This window comes from Pedobacter sp. 05L430 (assembly GCF_056397585.1).
This window is the reverse complement of the sequence record NZ_JBFTNT010000128.1, coordinates 1-10,957: the sequence shown is the minus strand read 5'-3', so window position 1 is coordinate 10,957 and position 10,957 is coordinate 1. Positions and strand designations below refer to the sequence as shown.

At 37.8% G+C, this 10,957-nt stretch carries 9 protein-coding genes; 5 read left to right on the top strand and 4 right to left on the bottom strand.

What is annotated here, in order from left to right; genetic code table 11:
- Nucleotides 1-1,099, bottom strand: a 1,099-nt coding sequence (locus AC1DG9_RS16265) for a DUF5127 domain-containing protein (RefSeq protein ID WP_477634898.1), incomplete at its 3' end; no start/stop codon positions are given.
- A gap of 216 nt (nt 1,100-1,315) precedes the next feature.
- Here AC1DG9_RS16265 and AC1DG9_RS16260 point away from each other — a divergent pair.
- The 3 genes from AC1DG9_RS16260 to AC1DG9_RS16250 all read left to right on the top strand — a co-directional run bounded on the left by AC1DG9_RS16260 (nt 1,316) and on the right by AC1DG9_RS16250 (nt 5,926).
- Complete coding sequence (locus AC1DG9_RS16260; RefSeq protein WP_288879431.1) at nt 1,316-1,900, top strand: RNA polymerase sigma factor; 585 nt, start codon at nt 1,316-1,318, stop codon at nt 1,898-1,900.
- A gap of 87 nt (nt 1,901-1,987) precedes the next feature.
- Nucleotides 1,988-2,974 carry a FecR family protein gene (locus AC1DG9_RS16255; RefSeq protein ID WP_337716335.1) on the top strand — a complete coding sequence of 329 codons (987 nt, stop codon included), beginning with the start codon at nt 1,988-1,990 and terminating at the stop codon, nt 2,972-2,974.
- A gap of 174 nt (nt 2,975-3,148) precedes the next feature.
- Nucleotides 3,149-5,926 (top strand): outer membrane beta-barrel family protein, encoded by a 2,778-nt coding sequence (locus tag AC1DG9_RS16250; RefSeq protein WP_288879429.1) that lies wholly within the window; start codon nt 3,149-3,151, stop codon nt 5,924-5,926.
- A 47-nt stretch (nt 5,927-5,973) separates the two neighbouring features.
- Here AC1DG9_RS16250 and AC1DG9_RS16245 read toward each other — a convergent pair whose 3' ends face one another.
- Entirely contained in the window at nt 5,974-6,351 is a 378-nt protein-coding gene (locus AC1DG9_RS16245) for a winged helix-turn-helix transcriptional regulator (protein ID WP_430709558.1), read from the bottom strand.
- A 74-nt stretch (nt 6,352-6,425) separates the two neighbouring features.
- Here AC1DG9_RS16245 and AC1DG9_RS16240 point away from each other — a divergent pair, with 74 nt between their 5' ends.
- Complete coding sequence (locus AC1DG9_RS16240) at nt 6,426-7,850, top strand: MFS transporter (RefSeq protein ID WP_477634897.1); 1,425 nt, start codon at nt 6,426-6,428, stop codon at nt 7,848-7,850.
- On the opposite strand, the gene AC1DG9_RS16235 is transcribed toward AC1DG9_RS16240, so the two are convergent.
- Together AC1DG9_RS16235 and AC1DG9_RS16230 are read right to left on the bottom strand one after the other, a co-directional pair.
- Entirely contained in the window at nt 7,847-8,539 is a 693-nt protein-coding gene (locus tag AC1DG9_RS16235; RefSeq protein WP_288879427.1) for a response regulator transcription factor, read from the bottom strand. The genes AC1DG9_RS16240 and AC1DG9_RS16235 overlap by 4 nt on opposite strands.
- A gap of 15 nt (nt 8,540-8,554) precedes the next feature.
- Nucleotides 8,555-10,006 carry a sensor histidine kinase gene (locus tag AC1DG9_RS16230; RefSeq protein WP_288879426.1) on the bottom strand — a complete coding sequence of 484 codons (1,452 nt, stop codon included), beginning with the start codon at nt 10,004-10,006 and terminating at the stop codon, nt 8,555-8,557.
- Between the two features lie 189 nt (nt 10,007-10,195).
- On the opposite strand from AC1DG9_RS16230, the gene AC1DG9_RS16225 reads away from it, so the two are divergent.
- Nucleotides 10,196-10,957: GLPGLI family protein (locus tag AC1DG9_RS16225; protein ID WP_477634896.1), on the top strand; the 762-nt coding region annotated here is incomplete at its 3' end.

The following is a 10,957-nucleotide window of genomic DNA, read 5'->3' as shown; positions in this document are numbered from 1 at the left end:
ACTGTACCGCATTGCTGGACTTAGGAGCAGCCACGTAGAAATAACCCCAGTCGATGCGCATATCATCAGCACCCTTTTGCAGAACTGGTTGTTCTACCGTACCCACTTTTAGGATTGATAATTTAGCTGTTGAGTATTTTTTAGCAGTTACTTCCTGTGAAGGTCTATATACCGCTATGTTTGAAGAAGCACTTAGCAAAACCTTTACCGTGTGAGTTTTTTTGTCGTTGGCCTGTACATTGTATGTGATGTAAGAAACCGGACGCGCCAGTAATCCCAAATCATTCATAAGTAGGGGCGAAGTAAAGGTAACTTTAAGATCAACTTTGCCACAAGTAAAATCATAGATCGTTTGCGTAGCAGTAACCTCTACATTTTTCTGTTTCGCCAGTTGAATCTTGGCCGCATTGTCCTTCAGTTTATCAGCCAAACCAAAGTCCAGATATCTGCCTCCGGCCGAGTTGGCCAGGTGGATGGCGATCACATTCTGGCCGGCCTTTAGGTCGCTTTTATCTAGTGGGAAATATTGGAACGTATTGGTCCATCCTTCTTTTTGATAAACCTTTTTACCGTTTAGATATACTTCAATGTTGTCATCATGGTTCATTTTTAACAACAGCTCATTGATGCTGGCAGGATTGGCAATATTAAACGACCTTCTTACCCAGATGTCATTAGATTTCCAAAGTGTTTTTACTTGTTTGGCGTCATCTCCAATAGGAGCCGAACCGGTTTTCCAATCAGCAGCAGCGTATGCAGCCGACTTCCAGTCGCCTTGCGGTGCCGTTTCCGTATACTTTACTGTATAAGGAGTTTCGTCAGAAGTACCGAGTATTGTTTTATAGTTTGTCTCTTCCTTACCAAGAAAGCGGTAGATATTACCGTCTACATTGATCAGACCCAGTAGTGAGTGATCTGCGCCTGTCCAGTGAGTTGTAGTAGATGCATTGAGTTGATCGGTATTTGACCAGATACTGAAATTGGGATTGTGCGTGATTAACGGGTAGGAAGGTGCCTTCCTATCCTGAGCTTGGGTTTGGCATATTGCGAAAAAGCAAGCCAGCAAGCCCAGGACCTTTAATTTGTTGGATTTGTTCATTTTTGTGTATATAGTTGATTTGTATTATTAGTTTGGATTGTAAAATTAAGTGATTGAAGTTTGTTAAGACCGCGCATCTGTATCAAGTTTTCGCGTATGCGTCTCAATCTTGGTAAAATAGAACATAATTGACTCCTAGCTGGTACATTGATAAATGTGGTTGCAAGGAATCACTATTTCCTGTAGCTTCGCCAATTATAATTTACTCTAAAATAAATGTCGGTATACAATTCATCGAGCGATCTTCAGCTGGTCGATCTTTTAAAAAAGGATGATGAAGCCGCTTTTACCGAAATTTATTACCGTTATGCGGACAAGTTAGCCGGGTTTGCCAGTTCTAAATTATATAGCCTTGAAGATTCACGCGACATCATTCACGACCTATTCGTGAAATTTTGGGAGGAAAGGAAATCCCTAAAAATAGATCGGAATTTAGAGGCTTATTTATTTACAATGGTTCGTTATCGCATCATTGATAAGATCAGAAAGAACATTACTCATGAAGATTACATGGGAATGGTGCTAACTTTACAGACAAGTTTAGGATCAGAAACTGAACAGCAAATAGCGTTAAAAGAATTAAAACAGACTATTGGTAAATCTTTGGAAAAATTATCTCCAAGAGTTCAAGAGATCTACCATTTAAGCCGAGAGGAAAACTTAAGCATTCCTGAAATAGCAAATAAATTACAGCTTTCTGAGCAAACCGTAAAAAATCAACTAACGTCTGCTTTGAAGCATTTGCGCCGGTCATTAACAATTAGTTCTGTTTCTGCACTAGTATTTTGGTATCTATATTAGCGGTTCTATAATACGCTAAAAAAAAAAATTTTATTTTCTCATAGTACCAAACGGGGGTTCATACGACTATTGTCAAAATCCGATAAAATGAACCGCGATAATATCGAAGCTTTATTAGACCGTTACCAAAAAAGAGAGACTTCTATTGAAGAAGATCACCTGATTGAAAAATGGCTGGCAGAAAATGGAAATGCTGATCCCGAGTGGCAACAATTAGATCGTTCTGGTAAAGATCAATGGCTTTCTGATGTGTTTATGGAGATTAAGGATACTATTAAGGCAAATGAGCCTAAAGTAGTGCTAATAGAATCAAGAAGATACTTATGGTACAAAATTGCAGGTGTGGCGGCCGTGTTAATTATGGTTTTTGGCCTCTACTTAAGCTGGCCACTATTAGAAAAGCGCATGCTGTCGCAAGATTTAACCTCACTGTCCATTCCTGATCATGAAAAAAAACAGATTACCCTTGCTGATGGTACCCAGGTTTGGTTAAATGCCGGTTCTGAATTAAAATATCCTAAAGAATTTAATGGAAAAACAAGAGAGATTTATCTTTCGGGTGAAGCCTATTTTGATGTTAAACATGATGCCGCGAAACCTTTTCTCATTCACACAGGAAAAGTACTTACCACAGTACTGGGAACTGCCTTTAATATTAAAGAAGATCAAAACAAGCATACGCTGGAAGTTACGGTAACCAGGGGTAAAGTGAGTGTAGCAGACGACGGTAAGGTTTTAAGCATTCTTACCAGCAATCAGCAGGTAAGCCTTGATATGATAAGCAGAAAACCAATCGAAAAAACAATAGATGCTCAAACGGTTATAGCCTGGAGGGATGAGAATATACTTTTTGATGATATTACGCTTGCAGATGCAGCAATACAGCTTGAACAGCATTTTCATGTGAAGATTACTTTTAATAATGACAAATTAAAAAGATGTCGATTTAGCGGCGCAACACTGAAAGGAGATCAACTGAACAAAATTTTAGACGTGATCACTGACTTTAATAACGCAACCTGGGAAACCAAATCAAGTGGACACATCGTCATCTATGGCGAAGGTTGTAATTAATATTATCTGCAAAATTTATTTAGATGAATAACGACTAAGCTTTATATACGCTGAATATGCCTCAAGGAAGTAGTGTCAGCAAAATAACCTGTAAACCGACGGCCATCGGTCTACAGGAATCCCGGAGTATCCGGGGCTTTAAATAATTGGAATCACTTAAAACATTTTAAAATTATGAAAAATTCTGCAACAATGTGGAATATGGGGATGGCATGTGCTTATCTCATTGGTATAATAATATTAAATAAACAATTTATAGTCTGGTTGATGCGTGTAAGTACTATCATATTTCTTTTCCTCTTAACTTCATTGCAGTTCCTCATGGCTGTACCGGTAAACGGTCAGAAAATGAGCGATTGCAAAGTTACTATTAAACTGGAAGATGAAAGTTTACTAGCTGGTTTAAAAAAAATTGAGGCACAAACGAATTTCCGATTCTATTATAGGAAATCGGAAATAAAGGAAATTACAGACCTCAATATCGCATTTAGTACAAGAACGGTAGAAAACACATTATATGAACTGTTAAAAAACACGGATTTTTCTTTCCGACAGGTCAACAATAATATTCTACTGGAAAGGCGCAGACAAGAAACCGGGTATACTGTAAGGGGGAGGGTAATAGGTTCTGACCACAAACCAGTTGAATTGGCTACTATCCAAATTATGAAGGTTACTAATCAAAGTATTGTTTCTACGGCACTAGCAGACACCGGTGGCCGATTTAGCCTAAAGGTTTATGAGCAGGGCGACTACTTGCTTAAGGTATCGTCAGTGGAAACAGACAGCTTAATACAGAAAGTTATCGTAGGGAATGCAGAGGTACTTGAAGTGCCTGATATTGTTCTTAATAAATCAGCTATACAATTAAAAGATGTTACTATTACTACTACAAGGCAGCTAATCAGTCGCTCTCTCGATAAATTGATCCTAAATATAGAGGGTAGTATCTATGAAAAAGGTGAAGATGCCCTAAAATTATTTAACGTAATACCTGGTGTTTATGTGAGTGGAAAAGAAATTGTGTTCAGGGGCTCTCAAGGTGTGACTGTATATATTGACAACAGGAAAGTCTTGCTGTCGGGAGATCAGTTGTTATCTTATCTGCGGTCTATTCCTTCTGAATCCATCAAATCTTACGAGCTGAAAGCAGTTCCTGGGGCCGAAAATGATGCGCAAAATGGCGGGGTAATTATAAATATTGTTTTAAAATCTGAGTACAAATACGGGCTTAGCGGTAATGTAAGCAGCGGATACTGGTATAATAAATACGACAACACAAAAGCTACAACGTTTTTGAATTACCGTGCAGGTAAATTTAATTTTCAGGGAAGTTTTAATTATTTCTGGACACCGGCTTTTTATGAAGATAACATTAGTCAGCAGTTCAAATCAACAGGCATTATTAGCAAGCAAACTGAAAAGTACGACGAACGTTACCACAGCATAGGCTATAATGCTAGTGTGGATTATAAACTGAATTCTCAACAAACGGTTGGCGTCAGTTACAATATGTTTACCAATCCTGGTAGTGTCAGTAGTACATATAAAACAGATATTGATTATCTGGCCAATATAAAGGCAAGTACTGTCGACTCTTCTTTGCACACAAAAAAAAGCACTACATTTCGTTATGTTAACCAAATGGCTAACGCATTTTACCGGAATAAACTTGATACAATTGGTAGTAAACTGGATATTGGGTATAGCTATATTTCCTATGGCTTGAGAGACCCTTCTGCTTTAGAAACTGAATTTTTAAACGGAAATGGGGCAGAATCCCATTCTCGTGATAGCTTATTCACCAAGACGATCGGCAAATCTATGGTGCATGTAGCCAATATAGATTTAGAAAAACATCTTTTTAAATCACTTGTATTTAATACAGGAAGTAAATTTACTGCATCCAATACGGATTATTCAATGGATTATCGAAATGGCCTGAATGAGCAGTCTCCATTAGATCCCTTAAAGTCCAACAGGTTTTTGTATAGTGAATATATTCTGGCCTTCTACGGCACGGTCGCCAAGTCTTTTAAACAATGGGATTTCAAAGTTGGAATAAGGGCTGAACAAACTAATTACCATGGTAAATCAGTTACTACAGAACAAACTATCGGACGTAACCAGTGGAACTTTTTTCCATCTGCTTTTTTAAATAGGAAATTTGGAGAAAATCATTCACTTACGCTCTCATATAACAGAACAATAGATCGCCCTGGATTCAGACAATTGAATCCTTTTGTTACCTATGTAAGTCTTAATAGCATCCAGGAAGGAAATCCTAACTTACGATCTTACTTCAGCAATAATTTGCAATTGGAATATTTGTTAAAAAGGAAATACAGTTTTACTGTTGGGTATCAAAATACCAATAATGCCATTACTGAGAATCTCACTAATATTGGGGATGTCATTATTTCAAGGGACGAAAATATCACTGACAATAATAATGTTTTCACCTCTTTGTACATTCCAATAAAGTTAACCAATTGGTGGGAAATTAATACGAGTGCCACACTGAGATATCGGACGATAGATATTCATGGCACTGAAGCCTTAAACAGGTCTAAATTTACACAATACCTTAGGACTGCCAGTAAGTTTAATTTGCGGAGAAAGTACTTTGTTGAGGTTTCAGGATTTTATAAAACCAGTGATTTCTATGGTATTTATGACCAACAAAGAGTTGGCAAACTGGACATAAACATAAAGAAGAGCTTTCTTAATGATCGACTAACTTCGAGTTTTGAATTGCAGGACCCTTTTCATTTATACAAACCTCGATATGAAATCAATACTGCGGAATTTACCAGAAACGTTTTAAGGAACAGACTTGATTTTGTGAGGTATATTGGCGTTTTCTTCACCTATAATTTCTCAAGTGGGAAAAAGCAAGACAATAAGGAAAACGTGGACGCTGCAGGAAATGAAGCGAGGGGACGTTTGTAGCCTCACCTGGTCATCCTCTCTTTACCTCGAGAGGATGACCTTACCTTTTAGAGGACACCCTCTTTATTGTGGATGCAATAGGTATTGCCCCATTCGTTTAGCAATTCAATAATCGGAACCAGGGTTAAGCCCAATTCAGTTAACTTATATTCTACTCTTGGTGGTGATTCTGCATAAACCGTTCGTAAAATAATACCATCACGCTCAAGCTCGCGCAATTGTGTAGTAAGCGTAGCCTGGGTAATATCAGGCATCTTCTTTTTAAGTGCCCCAAAACGCTTCGGACATTCCAATAAAATAGCATTCAGGATCAGCAGCTTCCATTTGCCACCAATAATACGAAGCACTTTTGTCATCGGGCAGTTATATTCTCCGGTTTCCTCTTTTACAAATGGCTGTAAATCAATATTCGTATCTTTTTTCATACCTGGTATCTTTTTTAAAACTACTTGTGCACCTGTCTCAAAGACTTCAATTTTGCTGGCTAATTTAACCAAAAATGAGCAGACAAATTTCAAAATGGTTTCTATTGACAATTATCTCATCTTCTATTTTTTTAGCAGTTATTGATATTTTTATTGTTAACGTAGCCTTACCCTCAATACGTAAAGGCATTAATGGTTCTGATGGTGATATCCAACTCGTTATTGCTTTATACCTGCTTGGTTATGCAGCCTTTCTGATTACCGGAGGGAGGGCTGGTGACCAGTTCGGGAAGAAAAGGGTTTTTCTGATTGGAATGATTGCTTTTACCGTTGCCTCTGCCTTTTGTGGCATTTCTCAAACTGCTTTTCAGTTAAATCTAGCCCGTTTGCTACAGGGCATCAGTGCAGGTTTTATGATTCCCCAAGGTATTTCCTATATCCAGGTGCTTTTTCCAAATCCTGTGGAACGTATAAAAGCTATTAGTATTTATGGAAGTATTGCCGGCTCAGCGTCTGTTATCGGACAATTTTTAGGTGGTCTATTGCCCGATCTGCATTTCATTGTGGCAGGCTGGCGCCTTATTTTCCTAATCAATGTTCCTTTGGGGCTAGCTTCAGTTTTCCTTGCAGTAAAATTCCTGCCCAGCCAGAGCAGTCAGGCCAAAGAGAAATTCGATTACTCAGGTGTGCTACTTCTTACATTAACTTTAATGGCTTTAATTTATCCCTTGATCCGCGGCAGGGAGTTAGGGTGGCCACTTTGGAGCCTGATTTGTGTCGGAGGATCTGTGCCGTTGCTACTTTGGTTTGTCTATGATCAGAAACAAAAACTCAACCGAGGAGGATACCCCCTCATCGACATGAAACTGTTCGCCTTCAAAGATTTTAACATAGCACTTTGGGCTGTATTGTTTTATTTTATGGTACAGGATTCTTATTTTCTGCTCAATGTGATCCTGTTACAAATAGGATTTGGAATTAGTTCTACAGAGGCAGGTTTGTTCTTTGTATTGCAGGGACTTGGTTTTGTGGTCGCATCGCTGGTCTCAATCCGTTTGGTACCCCGGTATGGGAAAAAAGTATTGCAGGGTGGAATACTGATCATGATTATTGCCAGCGCATTGCATATCGTTGTATTCAATTCAGTCGACATTAACCGGTTTATTGCTTATCCTGTTCTGTTTATATRTGGATTTGGTTGTGGTTCGGTGCTTCCATCATTGATGACAATGGCATTAAAAAGCATACCAACAAAGTTTGCCGGCGCGGCTTCTGGCACTTACGCTACGTTTCAGCAAACTGCCATTGCTCTTGGTATTGGAATTATTGGCGGCCTGTTCTTTTCTCTGGCTGGCGAAAATCCTTCAACTATTACTTATTTAAAAGCTTACCAGACCGCCATGTCCGTTAATATGTTCTTGCTTGTTTTAGTAGGTTTGTTTTTAGTATTACTCCCCGAAAAGAAAGCCGTGGCTGCAAGTGCAAACTTCTCCCATTAATCGTTGATGATTAATTTATAACCCACTCCACGAATATTTACAATTTCAATATTTGTATCGTGCTTTAAATGTTTACGTAATTTGGTAATAAATACATCCATACTTCTGGCAGCAAAAAAATTGTCCTCTCCCCAAAGATAATCTAAAGCTAATTTTCTGGCTAGCACCTGATTCTTATTCTCAATCAGCATCTTTAATAAGGATGCTTCGCGAAAAGACAGCTTTACACTTTCGTTACCTAATGTTAATTCCTGTATGGTGTTGTTAAATTCATAATTGCCAATACTAAAGTTTTCAATTGACAGGTTTGTTTTGTGTTTCTCTGAACGACCTAATAGCGACTTAACCCTTACTATAAGTTCTTCCATGCTAAAAGGCTTTTTCAAATAATCATTGCACCCCATTTCAAATCCTTTGATTACATCCTCGGTTAACGACCTCGCCGTAAGAAAAAGAATTGGCACAGCGGTATCAATCTTTCGGATATCTTCCGTTACTGAAAAACCATCTTTTTCGGGCATCATCACATCCAGAATGCAGATGTCAGGCTGAAAACTTCTAAATACTGAATAGGCCTTAATTCCGTTTTGAACCCATGATACCTCAAAATCTCTTGTTTCGAAACTTTCTTTTATGATCTTTCCTAAAAAGGGTTCATCTTCTGCTAATAATATCTTCAATTTAACCATTTTGATGTTTCATTGTTATACAGGTACTGTAATGATGAAAAAAGTTCCTTTGCCTATACTACTTTTTAATTCAATGGTGCCATTATGTTTTTTTACAATGCCAGCAACGTAATTTAATCCAAGACCAAATCCCTTTACTTTATGGAGATTGCCTGTAGGAACGCGGAAAAAGCTATCAAATACCTTATCATGATAAGCCTCAGGTATGCCGATACCATTATCGCCGATAACTATCTCCAGTAGGTTTTCGCCAGCATTTATTCCATATGTGATCTCGATCTCAGGAGGTTCATCCGTATATTTTAGACTATTGTCGATTAGGTTATAGATTACGTTTGAAAAATGATCAGCATCTATCATGGCCTCAGTTTTTCCTGTAATGGGTTTAATCGATAAGCTTGCATTTCTTTGCTCAAGCTGGGGCCGCATATTGGTTGCTACATCATTTATGAGTTTACCTATGTTCTTTTTTTGCAGGGAAAGTTTAATCTCACTTCGTTCAAATGCTGCCATCCTCAACACTTTTTCTATCATAACCGAAATTCGCTTAAGTTCGTGTTCGCATATGTCCAGATACTCTTTCGCTTGTTCGGGCTTTTTCATCACATCAAAACTTTTCATTGCTTCTACCGCAAGCGATACCGTTGATATCGGAGTTTTAAATTCATGAGTCATGTTGTTGATGAAATCAGTTTTTATTTCCGATAGTTTCTTCTGCTGAAAAATGGTGCGTAGCATATATACAAACGCCAATATAGTTATGCCAATCATCAATACAGAAGCCAACAAAACCCATTGCATTTGTTTAAACACATACTGAAAATGGTTGCTCACGGTAATTTGCAACAAATACGGTTTTGATAAGCCTATAAATACTTGAAATTTCTTTTTAGTGCTGTTTGCAAATAAAGTGCTGTCGCTAATAAAATTATCGCCTTTAGCACTGGCGTTTGATAATTTAAAGGCAAAGGTCGAGTAGATTCCCTGATTCTTTAAAAGGGCATCTAATTCAGTTCTTAAATGCTGCTCCAGAGCTGCAAATTCATTTTTCTTATAATTGTAGCCGGTACTTATGGTTAGCTTCTTTCCTTTAAATTGAATTTTATTTCTTAGGCCAGCATTTGGTTTTTCTGGTAGTGTATCTACAAAAGAATAAAAGATTGAACGAGACCTGGAAGTAGCGCTATCAGTTGGAAATTGATCGGGCATGTATTGAAGGACCCTGGTAAGCATAGAAATTTTTGCTTTGCTTGATTCGGTATTTGATCCTGTAATGTTTCCCTCTGCTTTTAATTCTGATACTACATGTGCGGTCTGCAGTTTTTGTAATACCTCCTGAACATCATTTTCAAATTGCTTTGTCGAAAGAAGGTAGGAGTTGTATAACCAGTAACATTGGAATAGAAAGATTCCGGCAAGCGAGCAGGCAACAATGAGTACAATAAACCGAATTCTTTTTGATAACATTTCGAAATCTATAAGGTAGTAGCAAAGATATGATAATCATGCTTTTATAAGCGATCTGATAACACTCATTAACACTGGTTAACACTATTTAACACTACCGTCTTTAGTTAACGTTATTTAACACTCATTTTCCTGCTAAAGCTGTTGTCTCGCCATAGTTTTGATATACAGACCTTAAAAAAGAAGACAATGAAAACAAAAGAAATGTTAATTGCATTTGCGCTGCTTACGCCAATAATCTTTACAAATTCGAGTGCCTTTGCCCAAGTCAAAGATCCTGTTCTGGCCGAAATCAGATATGACTTTGCTCATGTAACAGACACTAATCATCGGGATAAACCCAAAAAAGAAGAAATGGTTCTTTATATCGCCAAAAACTCAAGCTTATATAAAAGCCAGAGTCTGGCTACTAAAACCGAAGAAGCTTTARAACAAATGAAGGAGTTTAGCAGTGGAAATGAAGGAGGGCATCAGATGCTTGCTTTTAGTTCACCAAATCTTACAAACGAAGAGATTTATAATTTTCATCAGGACAAGAAAATGCTGCTGATAGATAAGGTTGGACTTACTGCATATAGTATACCTCAGCAATATCCCTCAATTGATTGGCAGATCAGCAATGAAACAAAAGAAATTGGAGGTTATAAATGTCAAAAAGCGATAGCCGCATTTCGGGGACGAAATTATACTGCATGGTTTACGGCAGAACTTCCATTTCCATATGGTCCCTGGAAATTGAATGGTTTGCCCGGGTTAATTCTGCAAGCAGAAGATGATAAGAAAGAAGTGGTATTTAATTACGCCGGATTTGATAAAAAAGAAGAAGGATTGGTAAATATTGAACTTCAGAAAGGGATAACTGAAACAACTTCAGCTGATCTTGCGAGAGCAAAAAAAGTTTTTGAGAAGAATCCAGGTGGTAATATGTTAAGGAATATGYCAATTCCGGCT